The sequence below is a fragment of the Porphyromonas sp. oral taxon 278 str. W7784 genome (assembly GCF_000467855.2).
Classification (GTDB): Bacteria; Bacteroidota; Bacteroidia; order Bacteroidales; family Porphyromonadaceae; genus Porphyromonas.
In genome coordinates this window covers 146,796-165,688 of sequence record NZ_KI259230.1, presented here as the reverse complement: position 1 = coordinate 165,688, position 18,893 = coordinate 146,796, and the positions used below count along the sequence as shown (strand labels likewise).

The following is an 18,893-nucleotide window of genomic DNA, read 5'->3' as shown; positions in this document are numbered from 1 at the left end:
GTAGGTTTTTTCGGCGACCTACCGTAGGTCGCTTTTTTGCCCCCTTAAGCCAAGGGCAGACGCCCTTCCTCACCCAAGCGCCAGATCCCCTGACAGCCTCGCACGAAGAAGGGCCGAGGCTCGGCTATTTAGCGTATCTTTGCACCACTAAACTCCTTGTCGAGCAGTTCGCTTTTGCCCGTATAAGGAGCACGAATAAGATTCACCCATCATAATAGCTCTTCGTCCTCTAGATCTTGATCGTCTGTATAGCAGAGAAGCCCAGCGTGGCTCGCGACATCGCTTCCATCCTTGGAGCTAATCACCGACAGGTAGACCACGGCGTGGGATACATGGAGGGGAATGGCTATGCAGTCACTTGGACCTTCGGACATCTGTGCACGCTGAAGGAGCCCCACGACTACACACCCTCCTGGAAGTCCTGGAGCCTCTCTTCGCTACCGATGATCCCTGAGCGCTTTGGGATCAAGCCCATCCCCATAGAGCACTATCAGCGACAGCTAGAGGTCATCGAGCGCCTGGTCAGCCAAGCTACCGAAGTCATCAACTGCGGTGATGCTGGTCAGGAGGGCGAACTCATCCAGCGCTGGGTCCTCCAGAAGGCTGGATGCCGTGTCCCCGTGCGCCGTCTCTGGATCTCGTCGCTCACGGATGAGGCGATACGTGAGGGCTTCGAGCACCTGAGAGACGAGGCGGACTATCAGTCGCTCTATGAGGCAGGGCTCGCCCGTGCCATCGGAGACTGGCTCCTCGGGATGAATGCTACCCGCCTCTACACCCTGCGCTACGGAGGGAGCGACCGCAAGCAACCCCTCTCCATCGGACGGGTACAGACACCGACCTTGGCACTGATCGTCGAGCGCCAAGAGACTATTGAGCACTTCCAGAGTGAGACCTATTGGGAGCTGAAGACCCGCTACAGAGAAGTCCTCTTCTCAGCCGATAAGGGGAAGTACACCGATAAGGCTAAGGCCGAAGCTGCCCTCTCGAGCATCATCGGCAAACCCTTCTCCATCACGAGCGTGAAGAAGAAGGATGGTAAGGAGAGCGCACCGAAGCTCTTCGACCTAACGAGCCTACAGGTGGCGTGTAATAAGAAGTTCAACATGAGTGCCGAAGAGACCCTAGCGACGATCCAGAGTCTCTATGAGAAGAAGCTCACGACTTACCCCCGTGTCGATACGACTTACCTGAGCGAAGACCTTTATCCCAAGGTAGCGGGTATACTCAGAGGACTAGTCACTCCCTACCCCACCCTCGTAGCACCTCTGCTGAGCGGAGCGCCGATACGCAAGGATAAGAAGGTATTCGATAATAAGAAGGTCACCGACCACCATGCCATCATCCCGACGGGCCAGCGTACTGGAGGGCTCTCCGAGCGGGAGCAACAGGTGTACGATCTCGTGGCTCGGCACTTCATCGCAGTCTTCTACCCCGACTGCAAGGTCAGTACGACCACGGTCGAGGGTGCTGTCGAGCGGGTGAAGTTCAAGACCTCGGGCAAGGAGATCCTTAAGCCTGGATGGCGAGTGGTATTCGAAGGGAATGCACCTGAGCCTACGAACGAGAGCAACTCCACGGGGAAGACCTCCGACACAGAAGAGCCCCAAGAAGCGCTTCTCCCTAACTTCGTCGTCGGAGAGCAAGGTGAGCACCTCCCCGAACTCAAGGAGCGCCAGACCCAACCCCCGAAGTACTACACCGAAGCGACACTCCTGCGAGCGATGGAGACAGCTGGGAAACTAGTCGAGGACGAAGAACTCCGAGAAGCCATGAAAGAGAACGGCATCGGTCGCCCTTCTACTCGGGCGAACATCATCGAGACCCTCTTCAAGCGTGGCTACATCGTCAAGGTCAAGAAGAATCAGATCCACGCCACCGACACAGGCCGTCAGCTCATCGGTCTCATCAACTACGAACTGCTCAAGAGCGCTGCCCTCACCGGACAATGGGAATATAAGCTTCGTCAGATCGAGCGACGAGAGCTCGAGACCAAGAGCTTCATCGACGAGCTGAAGGCGATGCTCTACCAGCTGACCCAATCCGTCCTTGCTCCCCAGCCGTCCCCCCCGAAGCCTGAGGAGGTACGAAGCACAGAGATCCCTTGTCCTCGGTGCGGTCGTGGCGTACTACTACGAGGGCGGACAGCCTTCGGTTGCTCGGCTTATCACGAAGGATGCGACTACCGAATACCCTTCGACCTTTGCCCCGAGACCAGTAGCATCGAGGCTCTCCAGCGCTACATCGAGCGATCGCAACAAGAGCCTGTAGAGGAGCCTTCCCTACTCTTCTAAGGTGACCAGAGGAAAGGGCCTCCCCTTTCTTTGACTAACTTTGTAAGAAACAGAATAGTAAAGACCCAAGATGGATAATACAAGAATGAGCCGTATCAATCGGCTTATCCAGAAGGAGGTCAGTGACCTCTTCCGCATACAGACACAGAGCCTCCCAGGTACGCTGATCTCCGTGACCTCGGTGACGGTCAGCCCCGACCTCAGTATCGCACGTGTACGACTGAGTATCTTCCCCTCAGAGCGTGGTGAAGAGCTACTCGAGTCCATCCGTGCCAATGCTAAGGCCATTCGCTACGACCTAGGCCTACGTGTCGGTAAGCAACTGCGCAAGCTCCCTGAACTCACCTTCTTCATCGATGACTCGCTCGATTACCTTGAGCGTATCGATACCCTCCTAGGACTACACGACAAGTAGCCTCCGCCCCACGGCTCGTGCTTAGCTTCCGTATAGCTCTTCGCTACCTCATCAGTCGCACCCGACTGCATGCGGTGAACTATGTGACGGCGATCTCTGCTGTCGCCATCGCCGTCGTGGCTATGGCGCTGGTCTGTGTGCTCTCCGTCTACAACGGCTATGTCACGATGATCCTGGCGGGGACGGAGCAGATAGATGCCGACATCCTGCTACGCACTCAGGAGGGGAAGACCTTTCGTCTAGCCGACTATCCCAACTACCGCGAGCAACTCTCTCAGTTCGGAGCGAAGGCCATTGCCCTGAGGCTCGAGAGCAAAGCACTCCTCCGCTCGGGCCAGCAGCAGTGGGTCGTCGATGCCGTGGGCATTGATTCGGCCTTCTCTTCCGTCTATCCCCTTGCCCACACCCATCCCGAAGCCTCCAAGCTACACGCCCCTACGGCACTGATCGACGGTGAAGGGGAGCCCGTCACACCGATCCTCCTTGGCTCGGCTATTCTCTTCCCGCTAGATAGTGCGCTTAATGGTGGAGGAATAGTCCCAGCAGAAGTGCTCTTCCCCAAGCGTCTCGGCTTCACCAATCCACTGAGTCCCGCCTCGGCCTTCCAGAGTCTTGAGGGGCAAGTCATCGGTCAATATCCGCCGACAAGCCAAGAGACCGACGGGGCGATCTACCTACCCCTCGAAGCCCTCCAAGAGGTACTTGACTACGATGCGGGAGAAGTATCCGCCATCGCCATTCGCCTCAGACCTGAAGTATCTACAGAGCACTTCAAGGCTGACGTCAGTAAGCTCTACAGTGGACGCTTAGTAGCGCTCGACCGTGAGGAGCAACACCCCGATCTCTCCTATCTCATCCGCATGGAGAAGCTGATGACCTACCTCATCATGCTCTTCATCCTCCTTCTGGCAGCCTTCAATGTCGCCAGTTCGCTCGCTATGCTCCTCATCGAGAAGCAAGCAGACACCCGCATCTTCTCTGCACTCGGAGCTCCACCAAGCTTCACTCAGGCAGTCTTCCGTCGTGTCGGGCTACTCATTGCCCTAGCAGGCACGTCGGTGGGTATGCTCATGGGCTGGGGGATCTGCCTCCTGCAGCAGCACTTCGGGCTGATACGTTCGGGTAACGGTATCGAAGCGATGGCGCTCCCCGTGGATGTACGTCCGCTGGATCTCCTGATCATCTTCGCCTCCGTGACCCTACTCTCCTACCTCATCTCCCTCTACCCAACCCGCTTCCTCGGGCGTAGTGAGCGATAGGAGCAATACCTTCGGCTCCAGACCGGCCGAAAGACACCTCCCGATCAAGGGATCACCACCCTCCCCTTACCTTCGTATGCATAGAGCTTCCCCACAAGCTCCCTCAACTACCTCCTGTAATGATTCACATCGCTACAGGTAATGAAGTGGCGAACTACCGGCAATGCGGTCTAGAATTACAGCAGATCTGCCTCTGCTTAGCTCGCTAATTTCTCCTCCGGCCCAGCGCAAGCAAGCCATTCCCCACACGAAGGCGGAGCTCGTATGGATAGAATAATTTCCCCCGACACTCCATAATCATAGAGAAGATCTAAAATTCCTCGTCCTGACTCCAGCACTATACCACGGAATATTTTCATAAATCCGAGGGATAATTCATGATTTTCACACGCCTTGGAGACAAAGAGCAGGCATTTCTCTTCATAGGGAAAACAGCGGTAGTTACAGCCTATTTCCTAAGAAATTAAAAGAAAGAGGATGATTTGCCAAGCCAAAAATCATTGCATACATTTGCCTATGAAATAATGGCTCTCAACCATAAGAGCCGTACACGCAAAACTATTAGATCGATCAGTTATGAAATCAGCTGAGATTCTAGCCTCTCTCGAGGCAAAGCACCCTGGTGAAAAGGAATTCCTCCAGGCTGTCAAGGAAGTACTTCTCTCCGTCGAAGAAGTCTACAACCAGCACCCCGAGTTCGAAAAGGCAGCCATCATCGAACGCCTTGTAGAGCCAGACCGTATCATTACCTTCCGTGTACCTTGGATCGACGATGCCGGTAAAGTCCATGTAAACATCGGCTACCGCGTGCAGTTCAACAACGCTATCGGCCCATACAAGGGCGGTATCCGCTTCCATCCTTCTGTCAATCTCTCCATCCTCAAGTTCCTCGGTTTCGAGCAGACCTTCAAGAATGCACTCACCACGCTCCCAATGGGTGGCGGTAAGGGAGGTGCAGACTTCTCTCCTAAGGGTCGCAGTGACCGCGAAATCATGACGTTCTGTCAGAGCTTCATGCGTGAGCTGTGGCGCCACATCGGCCCAGATACCGACGTACCTGCTGGTGACATCGGCGTAGGTGGTCGTGAAGTAGCCTACATGTATGGCCAGTACAAGCGCCTGGCTAACGAGCATACCGGTACGATGACGGGTAAGGGCTTCACCTTCGGTGGCTCTCGTCTGCGCCCCGAGTCTACGGGATTCGGCGCTGTGTACTTCGTACAGCACATCTGCAAGCAGCACGGCATCGACCTCAAGGGCAAGACAGTCGCTATCTCTGGCTTCGGTAACGTAGCTTGGGGTGTGGCTCAGAAGGCTACCGAACTCGGTGCAAAGGTCGTCACGATCTCCGGTCCTGACGGCTACGTCTACGACCCAGACGGCATCAACACGCCTGAAAAGTTCCAGGCTATGCTTGATCTCCGCTCCAGCGGTAACGACGTCGTCTCTGACTACGCTAAGAAGTTCCCCAACGCTCAGTTCTTCGCAGGCAAGAAGCCATGGGAACAGAAGGTAGACATCGCAATGCCTTGCGCTACGCAGAACGAAATGAACGAAGAGGATGCCAAGCTACTTCACGCTAATGGTGTCACGATCGTAGCCGAAACTTCTAACATGGGTTGCACCGCCGAAGCAGCAGAATACTTCGTAGAAAAGAAGATGCTCTTCGCTCCTGGTAAGGCTGTCAACGCTGGTGGTGTAGCTACTTCGGGTCTGGAAATGACGCAGAACGCTATGCACCTCTCTTGGACCAACGAAGAAGTCGATGCTAAGCTCCATCAGATCATGAGTGACATCCACGAACAGTGTGTCAAGAATGGTCGTGAAGGTGACTACATCAACTACGTCAAGGGTGCTAATGTCGCAGGCTTCCTCAAGGTAGCTCAGGCGATGCTCGAACAGGGCGTCATCTAAGGAGACGACTCCATTCACCTAACATCATACGAGACCAGCCCGCATTCCCTCCACGGGGGATGCGGGCTGGTCCTTTTATGTCCTATCGGCGGGGCTGATGGCTCTCCCTCTTCTACTAGGAAGAAACGCCCAAATGAGAAGCCAAACATACCGAGCTGAGACGAAGAGCCGTTAGAATAGTGCATGCATCTTCGTCCGCTCTTCCCCTAGCGATACTTGGCAGTATAAAGGAAGAAGGTGCGTCATTACTACTAAAAGAAACTTTATTACTAGATAAAAGGCATGCCACTACCCATAACTAGGTGTGCCACTACTAACAAAAACGAACGCACCTTCCTGAGGGGAAGGACTACTGCTACTAATGGGACGAACGCACCTTCTTGAGGAAAGGAGCACCGCTATCGATGAGATGAATCGCTCCTTCTGTATAGAAGGTGTACGAACTCAATTAGCGAGGCACTTCACTTCCACCAGAATAAAGCGCCACGTCCTAATGTAAGAGGTTTCTTCCCGAGCAGACGCTTCGCCATTCTCAAGCGATGAGGCGCTCCATCCCGGACGACTTAGGAGCTTCTCTCCCCGAACAAGTTACTTCACTACTAATAAGACTAGACCCATGATGGAGAAGATCTTCTCCGCCCTGCTTACGATCGGCTCGATCACTGCGGGCGCCCAAGCTCAAAACTTCGAGGGCCGAGCCCTTCAGACTACTGCTTCTCCACAAGGAGTGTCAGCCCTTCTCCCCTCCGAGACTTCGACCAGCGAAGCCAGAGACTATGCACTCAGCTTCAGCGAAGCGGCACCACGCCGTCACTACCAGTATAGAAGCACCTCGGCATCGGCCTATGCGGGGACACTCGAGCTGGGCTTTGTCTCGGCCGATCGCAATGGACGTATCGAGTTCCTCGGTTCTTTCGGCACGCTCGTTAGCCCCACGATCTACCTCGGTGGTGGCTTGGGCTTCGATGGTTATTTCTCTCGTCCCCATCGGGATGCCTTCTGGATGCTCCCCCTCTTCGTGAATCTACGTGCAACATTGCCTACAAGTTCGGTCGTAAAGCCCTTCTTCGACATCAAGCCTGGCTATTCGCTGGGGCTGACTCACTCGGGACTCCACGGGCTCTATCTCTCTATCTCGGGTGGGATAGCGATCAATCGCTTCACGATGAGCCTAGGCTACGGCTATCAGGAATTCAATTCGAGCAAATACTTCGATAAGTACTGGGGGAGCTCGGGCGGGCTATCCCTGAAGTTCGGTGTGCTCCTCTAGAGCCGTGTGACAGCTATCGGCGTGCGCCGACTCGTGAATATTTCGTATGTTTGCCCGACAATAAAGCAAACATCCTATATGATACACTCCATGACCGGCTTTGGGAAGGCCTCGGCACGCTTCGGTAGCCGGACCATCACCGTAGCCATCAAGTCGCTCAACAGCAAGCAAGCTGACATCTCAGCACGTATTGCCTCCGCCTACCGTGAGGGAGAACTCGAACTTCGCTCCCTCATCGCTGACCGTCTACAGCGAGGTAAGATCGATCTCACTGTGACGATGGAGGACGATATGCTAGAGGGAAATGCGACCCCGATCAATAAGGAATCTCTCCTCGGCTACATCCACCAGCTACAGAGCATACGCACGGAGTCAGGGCTTGACTTCCCGATCGATCCCGTCGCACTACTACGTCTTCCTGGGGTGATGGACAGTGAGTCCAGCCGTCCCTCAGAGGTAAGTAAGGAGGAGTGGGAAGTCGTTCGCACCACCACTTTACAGGCGATCGAGGAGCTACAATCCTTCCGTCTGCAGGAGGGTAAGATGCTACGTGAGGTCTGTGCACTACGTATCGAGAAGATCTCTGCACTGCTACGAGACATCACCTTCCCTGAAGCTGAGCGTATCACTGCGATTCGTCAGCGCCTTGAGGAAGGGCTAGCCAAGATCGCACCAGCTGGTGGCTACGACAGCTCACGCCTCGAGCAGGAGATGATCTACTACATCGAGAAGCTCGACATCAACGAAGAGAAGTCCCGCCTGGCCCATCACCTCAGCTACTTCCTGGAGGTACTTGATGCCGATGCTCCAGGTCAAGGCAAGACGCTGGGCTTCATAGCTCAGGAGATCGGACGTGAGATCAACACCATGGGATCGAAGAGCAACCAGGCCGAGATGCAGCAGATCGTCGTCAAGATGAAGGACGAACTGGAGCAGATCAAGGAGCAGGTGCTAAACATCCTCTAGTCACCTCCCCGCTCCCTACAGCCCACCAATGAATAAGCCACGAGCTTCAGTCCTCATATCGAGGTGCTGAAGCTCGTGGCTTATCAGGATATTCGAGGCTCCGCTCTACAGAGGCGAAGCGCTGTCTACTAGAAGTGACGCTCTACGGGCTCTACTTCGGGGAGCTGGAAATCAACGAAGCACAGACCAGCCAGAGCCGTACCATAGCGCTTCTCGATCGTGATCCCTTCGGTCACGAAGTTCAGTTCGCCGAGGTAGTACTGCGAGTAGGTCTTCTGATGCAGGTCATTGATCACACGGATCAGACGTGCTTCGAGCTCCTCGATACGGTAGCGACCGCTGACTTCGCAGACGAGTCCGCCGACCTTATTGTCGAAGTTCTCATCAGCATACATCCAAGCGTAGACGATACCAGCCGAAACGAATTCGTCCTGCTGGCCATGTGAGACCGCCAGGATGGTCTTCATCTCTGAACCGAACGGGGGCAGGTCGATCTCATCCATCGAAGCGATGTGTGCCGTAGCGGGCAGGACGGACGAATAGACCATGATGTTGAAGTCAGAGATCCCTGCATCATACAGAGCCATATGATATGACCCAGCGTGCAGCTCCAGATCCGACTCACCGCTACCCTTCGTCACGAAGAAGGTGTGGGGGATAAGATTCCCTACGTACTTACTCATTTAGTTCGAAATATGCTATATGATTAATGTTTATACTCACGCTTGTCCGCCGGCAGATACCGAAGACTTGTTCTGATGTTCGGTAGGCCAAAGGCTTACAAAGGTACACTATTTTTAAGAACTTTAGCCCTTAGATCGACACCTTTCTACGGCATATACCCCTCTTTCTCGCCAAGAATCGGCTCCAGAGCTCCAGTGTCTAGGAGGCAGGATCAGGTAAGGCGGGGCTAAACTAGCTGAAAGAGCCGAGCGAATCTCCTGAAAACGCTTCGTCACTATCGGCCAATAGCTCGTCGATGATCAGAGAAGCGGGGGCGCTTGCACGAAAAGGCGTGGGGAAGAAGCAGGGCAATCGAATTGCACGCATCGGGCACTTTTGCGCAATTTTTCGTAGCTTTGTAAGAGTTTGGGGCGGGGCTTACCTCCCCCTTACCATAGCACAACGAAAGGAAATACGGTACACTACGCATGGCTACCATCGTCAAAACAAAGGATCTGATGATCGAGGTCGCACGACAGCTCTTCGCTCGGGTTGGGTTTACCAATACGACGATGAACGACATTGCTGATGCCTCGAAGAAGGGTCGCCGTACGCTCTACACATACTTCCGAAACAAAGATGAGATCTTCCAAGCTGTCATCGAGCGAGAGCTCGAGAGACTCTGGCACGATATGGAGCTCATCCGTCGCCTCCCTGCGACTCCCGAGGAGAAGATCCTCACGATGATGCTCACGCATCTGGACAAGATCAAGGACCTGGTCCTTCGCAATGGCTCACTTCGTGCCGAGTTCTTCCGAGACGCTTGGCTCGTCGAGCGGGCCCGCTCTTCCTTCGATGAGAAGGAGATCCATCAGCTCCAGGACTTGCTCGAAGAAGGTAAACGCCTCGGGCACTTCTCGATTCCCAACCCTCGACTCATGGCTTATCTCCTGCAGAATATCATCAAAGGCATGGAAGTCCCCTTCATCAGCGGGTCCTACCGAGCCAAAGGAACCATCGAAGAGATCCGTGCCACCGTGCGTCATCTCATACTACACGGGCTCGAGAGTCCTGAGTAGAGCCGAGGAAGGTATAATAAACAACATCCGAATTCATACTTAATACGATAAACTAATGAATCTACTTGCTAACAAGGTGGCCATCATCACAGGTGCTGGTCGTGGTATCGGTCGAGCTATCGCTCTGAAGTACGCTCAGGAAGGAGCCTCTGTAGCTATCACCGATCTCAAGATAGACGAGTCTGTAGAAGCCTTCATCAAGGAGCTCGAAGCCCTCGGTGTCAAGGCTAAGGCTTATGCATCCAACGCTGCGAACTTCGATGATGCTCACAAGCTCGTCGATGAAGTCGTCGCTGACTTCGGCCGTATCGACGTGCTCGTCAATAACGCCGGGATCACCCGTGACGGTCTGATGATGCGCATGAGCGAAGAGCAGTGGGACCTCGTCATCAATGTCAACCTCAAGAGTGCCTTCAACCTCATCCATGCTGTCACGCCCGTCATGGTCAAGCAGCGTAGCGGTAGCATCATCAATATGGCCTCTGTCGTCGGTGTCTCTGGTAATGCAGGACAGACGAACTATTCTGCTTCGAAGGCAGGTATGATCGGTCTGGCCAAGAGTATCGCTAAGGAACTCGGCGCTCGTGGCGTACGTGCCAATGCGATCGCACCAGGCTTCATCGTCACCGATATGACAGGTGCGCTCTCCGAAGACGTACGTAAGCAGTGGGAAGCTCAGATCCCCCTCCGTCGTGGCGGTACGCCTGAGGATGTAGCTAACGTAGCTACCTTCCTCGCTAGCGATCTCTCCAGCTACGTCTCTGGTCAGACCATCCACGTCTGTGGTGGGATGAACATGTAGTCTTCGACCATTCTACAGCCAGCTTGCCTGATGGCAGGCAAACGAAAAAGGCTTGGCTCCACCCTGTGGAGCCAAGACTTTTGCTTTACTACTTATCGATCGACCGAGGTCCTAGTAGCGACGTGCGGGACGACGTACTGTAGAGCGCTTGTCCTCGAGCTCTTCAGCCAGAGCGAAGTCCAACTGCTTGCGGGCAAGATCAGCCTGAGCTACGACGATCTCTACCTTGTCACCCAGGGAGAAGGTACGGCCTGTATGACGCCCGACAAGTCGGAAGTTCGTCTCATCATAGACGTAATAGTCGTCGGAGAGATCACGAGCGGGCACGAGACCTTCACACTTATTTTCCTCCAGCTCGACGTAGATCCCCCAGTCGGCAAGGCCAGTGATGACCCCAGAGAACTTCTCCCCGAGCCGTGGTATCATGTACTCGACCTGCTTGTACTTAATCGAGGCACGCTCGGCTGTCGCTGCCAGGGACTCCATATCTGAGGCATGATCGCACTGATCCTCGAGAGAAGAGGCGTCGACCGAAGGCTTACCCTCGATGAGATAGCGAGTGAGCAGGCGGTGCACCATCAAGTCAGGATAGCGACGAATGGGCGAAGTGAAGTGCGTGTAGCTAGCAAATCCCAGCCCGTAGTGGCCGATATGCGCCGTCGTATAGCGAGCTTTTGCCATCGAGCGGATAGCCAGCATAGTGAGCATATCTTCCTCTGGCCGGCCCTTAATATCAGTGAGAAGCTGGTTGAGACTCTTGGCAATAGCCTCTGCCCCACCCTCTGTCTTGAGGCGGTATCCAAAGCGATGGACGAAGTCTGCTAAGGAGCGGAGCTTCTCTTCATCAGGAGCTTCGTGGATACGATAGACGAAGGCGGGCTTGCCCTTGACGGTAATCGCTGGGGTAATGTCCCGTCGTCCAGGCTCGGCGATACGCTCAGCTACGGTGCGATTAGCCAGGAGCATGAACTCCTCGATCAGCTGATGGGCGGGCTTACTCTCCTTGATCTGGACGGCGATCGGCTTACCAGTCTCGTCGAGTTCGAAGCGAACTTCGGGGCGATCAAAGGCAATACTCCCCCGCCCAAAGCGCCGAGCACGGAGCTGTTGAGCCAGTCGATGCAGGCTAAGTATAGCCTCTGCGTGGTCGCCGTGGCCGGTATCGATGATCTCCTGAGCCTCTTCGTAGGTGAAGCGTCGCTGACTACGGATCACCGTTCGGGCGATACGAGCCGAGCGAAGATTCGCACCCTCGTCCAGCTGGAATATACAGCTGTAGGCGTACTTATCTTCATCGGGGCGGAGCGAACAGAGGAAATTGCTCAGACGCTCAGGTAGCATCGGGATGGTTCGGTCGACGAGATAGACGCTGGTAGCTCTCTTGTAAGCCTCGTCATCGATGATACTGCCGGGCTGTACATAGTGACTCACGTCGGCGATATGTACACCCACCTCGTAGAGTCCATCAGGAAGCTGGCGGAAGGACAGTGCATCGTCGAAGTCCTTAGCGTCCTTCGGGTCGATCGTACAGGTCAGTACACCTCGGAAGTCCTCACGATGCTGGAGCTCCTCTTCTGTGATGGCTTCGGAGAGAGCCTCTGCAGCACGCTCGACTTCTTCAGGATAGCTGTAGGGTAATCCGAATTCTGCGAGGATCGCATGCATCTCCGTCGTGTTGTCTCCCGACTGACCGAGGACGTCGATGACTTCACCTCGGGGATTTTTACTCTTAGGATCCCAGCCGGTGATACGGATGAGGACCTTGTCCCTACTCGTAGCTCCGAGGGTCTTATCCTCAGGGATGAAGACGTCTTGACGAAGCTCCTTGTTCAGCGTCACGAAGAAAGCGTAGCCTCGTGCCAGCTGAAGGCTCCCGACATAAGTCGCTGGGCGACGCTCGAGAATATCAGTGATCTGAAGGCGTTTGTATTCACCTCGACGATTTTTGACGAAGGAGACGGCGACACGATCGCCATGTAGGGCGGTCGATAGCGCACGTTCGGAGAGGGGCATCGGCTCCAACTCGGGATCATCGGGGATAAAGGAGGGGTGACCACCACGATAGTCGAAGCGTCCCTCTAGGCGGGCGGTGCGTGCACCACCACGGATGAAGCGCCCGGGCTCTACTTGTTCGATCTCGCCTGTCTCGGCCATCTCGACCAAAGCCTGATAGATCGCACGCTTCTGTCCCATGTTTGTCTTGCCGAAGGCATAGCAAACTTGCTTGTAGTTTAAGACTCGCCCTTCATTCTCCTCGAACACAAGGCGAGCAACTCGAAGGATATCCCTTCGATTGATTTGGCGACCTTCGCCCGAAGGTGTCTTACCCTTCTTGGGTTTCTTCGGCGAAGTGACGGTCTTATTTTTCTTACTCATCATTCTATTGTAATAAAGGTCGTACCCCGACAGGGTACAAATGAGCTATCCCTCTAGCGTAGTGCGCTCCTCAGGTGGAGGCACTTCGCCAGGGAATAGGCTCTAAGGGAGGATGTGTAGATGTCTGATGAGTAGAGAAGTCTGTCGTCGGAGTCGAGGCTAATCTTCGACAGGGACGACCAACTTATAGCCCTTGCCGTGGACATTCTTTATCTCGACACGCTCATCGGCATCGAGCATACGGCGGAGCTTCGTCACATAGACATCCATACTTCGCTGACTGAACGAGCTATCATGCCCGCCAGCTGGCTCTGTGATTCCCCAGATGACGTTGAGCGCATGGCCACGCTCGAGCGTCTGATTGGCGAAAAGGCAGAGGAGCGACAGCAGTTCGCACTCCTTAGTAGTAAGACGACGGGACTGCTCACCAAGCGAGAGCGTCTGCGTCGTCGTATTGAAGACGTAGCGTCCTATTTGATAGACACGCTGAGGTTCCTTGTCTCCATCGTGCTTGACGGTGCGTCTGAGGATCGCTTCGATACGAAGGAGGAGCTCCTCCATACTAAACGGCTTCGTGATGTAGTCGTCAGCGCCGGAGCGGAATCCCTCAAGTACGTTCTCCCTCATACCCAGAGCGGTGAGGAAGATAATGGGTACGTCGGCCGAAAGACTACGAATGTCCTTAGCCAGTGTCAGTCCATCTCGCTTGGGCATCATGATATCCAGGAGACAGAGATCGTACTTGGCGCTCTTGAAGGCTTCCCACCCTTGGTCACCATCGGTACAAAGGGTGACGGCGAACTTCTTACTCTGAAGGAGTTCCTGAAGGATTGTCCCTAGGTTCTCTTCATCCTCGCAGAGGAGGATCCTTATAGGTTCGTCCATAGTAGCAGTATTAACGTTCGTTAGTGAATATTACGCTGGAAATATATCTTATTAAGCTGTGCTAATATCTATGCTAAGTTCTTACATCTTATTCCACTATCTACTCCATCGCTGAAGCTGGTAGGCGGATGATCATCCTGGTGCCGACGCCGAGCGTACTCTCAGCGGTGATGGTGCCACCACACTGACGGATGACGGAGGTGACGTAGGCCAGGCCGAGACCAAAGCCTCTCACCTCGTATTTATTCCCCGACGAGACTCGGTAGAAGCGGTCGAAGACCCGCTTAAGTTCTTTCTTCTCCATCCCGATACCATTATCTTCGACGATGATGCATATCATGCCCTCCTCGTCTTTAGTACGGATCGCCAGCTGAAGTGGCTCTGAAGGCTTGCTGTACTTGACGGCATTGTCCAGCAGGTTGAAGAAGACGTTGGAGAGGTGAATGGAATTCCCCCGCACCCAAGTATTGATCGCATCGAGATCTAGAAGAAGATCACCTCCCCGCTGCTGGGCGTGGAAGGTGTAGATCTCCGCTACGGGCAGGAGAAGTTCGTTGACATCGAGTTGCTCCAGTGGGAACTTCCCCGACTGACCATCCAGCAGAGAGAACTGAAGTGCCTTGTCGATGAGGAACTTCATCCGCTGGGTCTCCAGCCCGATGATCGAGAGTGCCGCCTGTACTTTGGGATTCGCCCCGCCGCTCTCCGAGAGATTCTGCCCGAGCGAACGTGTAGAGAGCAGGATCGTACTGACAGGTGTCTTCAGCTCGTGCGTCATATTGTTGATGAAGCTCGTACGCTGCGAGGCGAAACTCATATGCTTGAGCAGGACGCCAAGGGCTGAGAAGCCGAGGATCAGCACGATGACCGTGGAGACTAAGCTCGGGAAAGCCAGACGCATCACCTCTGCTTTCGTCGGAGCTATATCCATGGAGAGCTTCATGTAGGGGCGATCTTCGTTCGACCCATCGGTAGGGACGAAGAGGTGCTGCGTGATCGTATTCTTGTCCTCCCAGCTTTTCCCTGGATCCGTCATAGGAGGTCGGAACTCGTAGAGCAGGTTGCCCTCGGAGTCGTAGAGGGACATCTGGTACGGACCACAGAGATTCTTACTGTCGAGCTTCTCACGGATGAGGCTCTTCAGTAGGCGTACGTTCACCATCTGTGGGATACTATCCCGGGCGTAGCTGTCGTAGATGAACTTGAGGATATGGCGATCGAGGGAGTGAAGATTGGCGAAATAGGCGTGCACCAACCAGTCCGACGGGCGGTAATCGAAGCGACAAGCGTCGCCCGTCTGAGGTATCTTCGAGTAGATAGGATTGCTCTCGATGGTCTTTTTGACCGCCAGCGTGTCGAGCTTTGTCCGTGTCCAGATGTCGAAGTCAGCGACGGAGGTGGGGAGGAATTCGCTATCGACGAAGCGATCATTCTCTCGCTGGAGTCCGTGATTGAGGTAGCGGATGAGTTCGCGTACTTGGAGCTCTTGCGCTACACTACTCATGGCGTCCTTCATCTGCGAGCGCATGGTCTCCTTTCTGAGGGAGAGCACTCGTCCGTAGTACTCATACTGCACCCATGAGAGGAGTCCATAGGCCGAGATCAAGGCCGTGATGATGATCCAGATGACTCGTTTTCTCATGATTAATCCTTATAGAAGGCAGGCCTTCTGAAGGCTCCCTCGTCTATTAATATGCGCAAAGATAAGCATTTCTCTTTGCGTTTTAACATTTGACTGCCCGCAGTAAGTCCCCCGACCTCCTCTACTTCCGAAGGGAAGAAGCTGAAGGTGACGGGAGAAGTTCCTGCACTTCCGAGGAGAAGAAGCTGAAGACGACGGGGGAAGTTCCTTGACTTTCGGCGAAAAGTATCAGAACTTCCCAGAGCAAATTCCTTGGTTTCCGAAGCGAAGTTCGATTACCTTCGATCGAAAGTAATAAGACTTCCCTTCCGAAGTAATATAACATTCCCCCAAAAGTAATATTACTTCTCTCGGAATGTTATATTACTTTCGTCCGAATGTTATATTACTTTCCTCACGAACTGATAATACTTTTATTACGAGATAATAAGACCTTACCCCGAAACTCGCTGAAAATGCTCTCGGAAGTACCTGAACTTCCCCCGTGAAGTACGGGTACTTTCTCCTGAAAGTGTAACGACTTCGCCCTAAAAGGGCAAGTACCTTCGACCGAAAGCAGGTGGGGCGGAGCAGCTACCTTCAGCCACCTCGCCCCACGAATAAGGATGATTCCGATCCGACCTTACTAGAAGATGTACTGCACTCGGAACTGAAGTGCGTCGACCTTCTTCGTCTCGGTCTGGCTCCACTGCTTGACATCCATGTGGTGGTAATTGAGACGCACGGTGACGTACTTATTGAAGAAGTACGAAAGTCCAGCACTGTAGTCGGTCATCTTGCCGGCGCCCGCCATGCCCGGGATATTCGAATGGGCCAGCGCATGCGTATCCCCGAGGTCGAGGAAGCCGTAGCCGAGCATCAGTTCGAGGTTATTCGAGCCCGGAGAATCAACACCCGAGGTCACGTAGTTGTACTTGTAGTCGACGGGATTGACGATGACACCACGTGCCGAGACGTAGAATCCCTTGGTGTCGTAAGCATTGCCGCCGAGGCGATTGACGTGCGACCAATAGTACTGACTACTGAGCTGGAAGTTGCGATAAATACCTTGGAACTCCGCCGTGAACTTGTTTTCCCAGCGAGCATCCGTCAGATCGACCGCAATAGCATTGCGCCTGTCGACGGCCGTCAGGTACTTCGACGCGTAAGCGATGTGTGATCCCTTCTTCAGATCCGATTCGGCCTTGACGTGCATCCCGCTGAGCCCGACGTGGAAGCCTGCACCTTCGCCCATCACTGGACGCCAGATCAGACGCCCCGCCACGGTGAAGCCCTGCGGACCGGACTTATCCGTGCTCGTCGTCAGAGCAGAATTGTCGGCGAAGATCCCGTATTGCCACCAGAGATGGTGATTGGAGATCGTGTGCATCAGCCCTATGCGACGGCCGGGCTGATAGACATTCCCCTCGGGCTCTTCGAGGTATTCCTTCTTCGCAGACCCGTAAGCCGACGACAATCCAAAGGGAACGGTGTAGTGACCAGCACGAAGGAAGTTGTCCTTACTGAAATTGTACTGGACGTAGATATCCTTGAGCGAGACCTTATTATTAGCAAACGTGACGTCGCCACGGAAGAACCAGCTCGGCCCGTAATTGACCTTGAAGCCGATACGCATATCACGGATGCCGGCACCACCGATCATCTCGCCGTCCTGTGTCTTGGCGGCGTCGTTCTGCGAATAGGTAGCTAGGTCGAAGAGTGCACGACCCGTGAGCTTGATATCCAGCTTTTCCTGCGCCTGGATGGCAGTCATCGCACCGAGCGAAGTGACTGCAAGGAGAAGACTATGTCTGATATTCATAATACATGTACTTCTTGGGGGTGGGGAAAGTGATTGGTGACTAGAAGGTGTCTTCGATCTTGTCGTAGGCACGGATCGCTTCTATCAGACGGGTATTGACGTCACTCAGCAGGAAGAGTCCATCAGCATTGCGCTTGAGTCCCTTGAAGGAGAGCGGGTAGATCATCGGAGGATTCTTCAGATTGAGCTGTTGGATCTCCCGAAGTTGCTCAGTCGTCTGGTAGACGATATTGATGTCGCAGTAGAGCTTACCGTCCTTGCCTTCGTACTTCTCGAAGACTACCTTACTGCCGATCGGAGTCTTCTTCTCGATGGAATTAGGTAGTTCGTAGGATTCTACGCCCAGCGCCGCCGTGACCGAAGCGATATTCGAGTCGTGACCGCAGAGGAAGGAGAACTTACGTCCCTTAGCATTCAGCTCGTCGTAAATGTACGTCAGGAGCGGATGAGCTACATTGACCGCGACAATAGGCGCAGAGAAGAGCACATCTCCATAGACATCCTTGATGCGTGCTATCTGAGTCCAGTCCTCGATGGTAAGATTGTGCCCGAAAGCTGCCTTCTTAGCGTCGGGCTCTTCATAGAACTGGAGGATGAAAGCATCCGAACAGGTGTTCGCATCCTTTAGCGATCCCTTCATGCGTGGCTCTTCACCCCGCTCGAGAAGTATCTCTGTATCGTAGTTGTCAAAGGCACAAAGTTGGCCCGACTTACAGGCAGGCGAGTCCTTGAGATCCAGTGTGGCTGCGGTGATCTCATAGGCTTTCTTCAGATCTTCGTTGATCCCACGGATGCCCCGCTTACCACCCATGGCGGCGATTTGCTTCAGCGCTTCCTTCTTGAACGATTCGCTCACCTTCGTCAGACGAGGGAAGAAGATAGGATCCATCTTACTCGGCACGAAGCGGTGATTGACAGAGATGTCTGCGACAGGGAGGAAAGCAGTGGTGAAATATCGTGCCGTGGCGATGCATCGCTGCATGCTATTGGCGTAGATATTGACTTCGTCTTTCGTGGGATTAGCGTTTTCTTTGAAGAGGCCTGCGTCGACGGCCCACTTGCGGAAGTATAGTCCGAACTGATTCTCTAGTGCTCCGCCTCGGGAGGTCAGTTCGCTAGCTCCGGAGGTCCATTCAAACCAAGGGTGAGTAGTGACTTTCTCCAGGAGACTTCCCTTGGTGGAGAGAGGCGCTCTGATATTATGTCGGCTGAGAATGACCGCTTCAGAGAGCGTGTACTTGTCCTTGAATGCTTGGCTTCTTTGCTTCTGTGCCAAGAGCGATGGCGATACCGCGAGTAGCAAAAGTAGCGCCACGTAGTGTCTAAACTGTCTCATATGCTTATAGAAATAGGTCCTCTTTGTGAGGACGTTACCTAATTCATCAGTCATGGCTATCTGTCCGTGATAGCACAATCGAAGTAAACCGGAAGATGCAGTTCTTTTAACTCGACTGAGACAAATGTAGTAAAATTCTCCTTTTATCAAAACAAACGGGACATATATCTTAAAATAAGCACACCAATTCA

General features: G+C 53.9%; 14 protein-coding genes. 8 read left to right on the top strand and 6 right to left on the bottom strand.

The genetic code is table 11. The annotated features are described in order from the left end of the window. The first annotated feature begins 236 nt into the window (after window positions 1–236). From HMPREF1556_RS03655 to HMPREF1556_RS03630, 6 genes are all read left to right on the top strand, one after another. Window positions 237–2,294, top strand: coding sequence for a DNA topoisomerase 3 (locus tag HMPREF1556_RS03655; RefSeq protein WP_021666915.1), 2,058 nt, complete (start codon window positions 237–239; stop codon window positions 2,292–2,294). Between the two features lie 70 nt (window positions 2,295–2,364). Beyond that, a complete protein-coding gene (locus HMPREF1556_RS03650) occupies window positions 2,365–2,709 on the top strand; it encodes a ribosome-binding factor A (protein ID WP_044125182.1) in 345 nt (114 codons plus the stop codon). Between the two features lie 17 nt (window positions 2,710–2,726). Beyond that, window positions 2,727–3,968 carry an ABC transporter permease gene (locus tag HMPREF1556_RS03645; protein ID WP_021666913.1) on the top strand — a complete coding sequence of 414 codons (1,242 nt, stop codon included), beginning with the start codon at window positions 2,727–2,729 and terminating at the stop codon, window positions 3,966–3,968. 576 nt (window positions 3,969–4,544) lie between these two features. After that, window positions 4,545–5,882, top strand: coding sequence for an NADP-specific glutamate dehydrogenase (gdhA, locus tag HMPREF1556_RS03640; RefSeq protein WP_021666912.1), 1,338 nt, complete (start codon window positions 4,545–4,547; stop codon window positions 5,880–5,882). A gap of 616 nt (window positions 5,883–6,498) precedes the next feature. Next, a complete protein-coding gene (locus HMPREF1556_RS03635; protein ID WP_021666910.1) occupies window positions 6,499–7,152 on the top strand; it encodes a hypothetical protein in 654 nt (217 codons plus the stop codon). 78 nt (window positions 7,153–7,230) lie between these two features. Continuing rightward, the gene (locus tag HMPREF1556_RS03630; protein WP_021666909.1) at window positions 7,231–8,118 is read left to right on the top strand and encodes a YicC/YloC family endoribonuclease; all 888 of its coding nucleotides are present in this window, start codon (window positions 7,231–7,233) and stop codon (window positions 8,116–8,118) included. Window positions 8,119–8,246: 128 nt separating this feature from the next. Here HMPREF1556_RS03630 and HMPREF1556_RS03625 read toward each other — a convergent pair whose 3' ends face one another. Then, window positions 8,247–8,801, bottom strand: a complete 555-nt coding sequence (locus HMPREF1556_RS03625) for a pyruvoyl-dependent arginine decarboxylase (protein ID WP_021666908.1) — start codon at window positions 8,799–8,801, stop codon at window positions 8,247–8,249. 468 nt (window positions 8,802–9,269) lie between these two features. On the opposite strand from HMPREF1556_RS03625, the gene HMPREF1556_RS03620 reads away from it, so the two are divergent. Both HMPREF1556_RS03620 and fabG read left to right on the top strand, forming a co-directional pair. Then, window positions 9,270–9,860, top strand: coding sequence for a TetR/AcrR family transcriptional regulator (locus HMPREF1556_RS03620; RefSeq protein WP_021666906.1), 591 nt, complete (start codon window positions 9,270–9,272; stop codon window positions 9,858–9,860). Between the two features lie 55 nt (window positions 9,861–9,915). Further along, on the top strand, window positions 9,916–10,662 hold the full coding sequence (gene fabG / locus HMPREF1556_RS03615) for a 3-oxoacyl-[acyl-carrier-protein] reductase (protein WP_021666905.1): 747 nt from the start codon (window positions 9,916–9,918) through the stop codon (window positions 10,660–10,662). A gap of 111 nt (window positions 10,663–10,773) precedes the next feature. Here fabG and rnr read toward each other — a convergent pair whose 3' ends face one another. The 5 genes from rnr to HMPREF1556_RS03590 all read right to left on the bottom strand — a co-directional run bounded on the left by rnr (window position 10,774) and on the right by HMPREF1556_RS03590 (window position 18,702). Continuing rightward, complete coding sequence (gene rnr / locus HMPREF1556_RS03610) at window positions 10,774–13,041, bottom strand: ribonuclease R (protein ID WP_021666904.1); 2,268 nt, start codon at window positions 13,039–13,041, stop codon at window positions 10,774–10,776. A 156-nt stretch (window positions 13,042–13,197) separates the two neighbouring features. Continuing rightward, window positions 13,198–13,923, bottom strand: coding sequence for a response regulator transcription factor (locus HMPREF1556_RS03605; protein ID WP_021666903.1), 726 nt, complete (start codon window positions 13,921–13,923; stop codon window positions 13,198–13,200). A gap of 100 nt (window positions 13,924–14,023) precedes the next feature. Next, window positions 14,024–15,565 (bottom strand): sensor histidine kinase KdpD, encoded by a 1,542-nt coding sequence (locus HMPREF1556_RS03600; RefSeq protein WP_021666902.1) that lies wholly within the window; start codon window positions 15,563–15,565, stop codon window positions 14,024–14,026. Window positions 15,566–16,190: 625 nt separating this feature from the next. Then, the gene (locus HMPREF1556_RS03595) at window positions 16,191–17,366 is read right to left on the bottom strand and encodes a porin (RefSeq protein ID WP_021666900.1); all 1,176 of its coding nucleotides are present in this window, start codon (window positions 17,364–17,366) and stop codon (window positions 16,191–16,193) included. Between the two features lie 40 nt (window positions 17,367–17,406). Next, the gene (locus HMPREF1556_RS03590) at window positions 17,407–18,702 is read right to left on the bottom strand and encodes a histidine-type phosphatase (RefSeq protein ID WP_044125181.1); all 1,296 of its coding nucleotides are present in this window, start codon (window positions 18,700–18,702) and stop codon (window positions 17,407–17,409) included. Window positions 18,703–18,893: the final 191 nt, after the last annotated feature.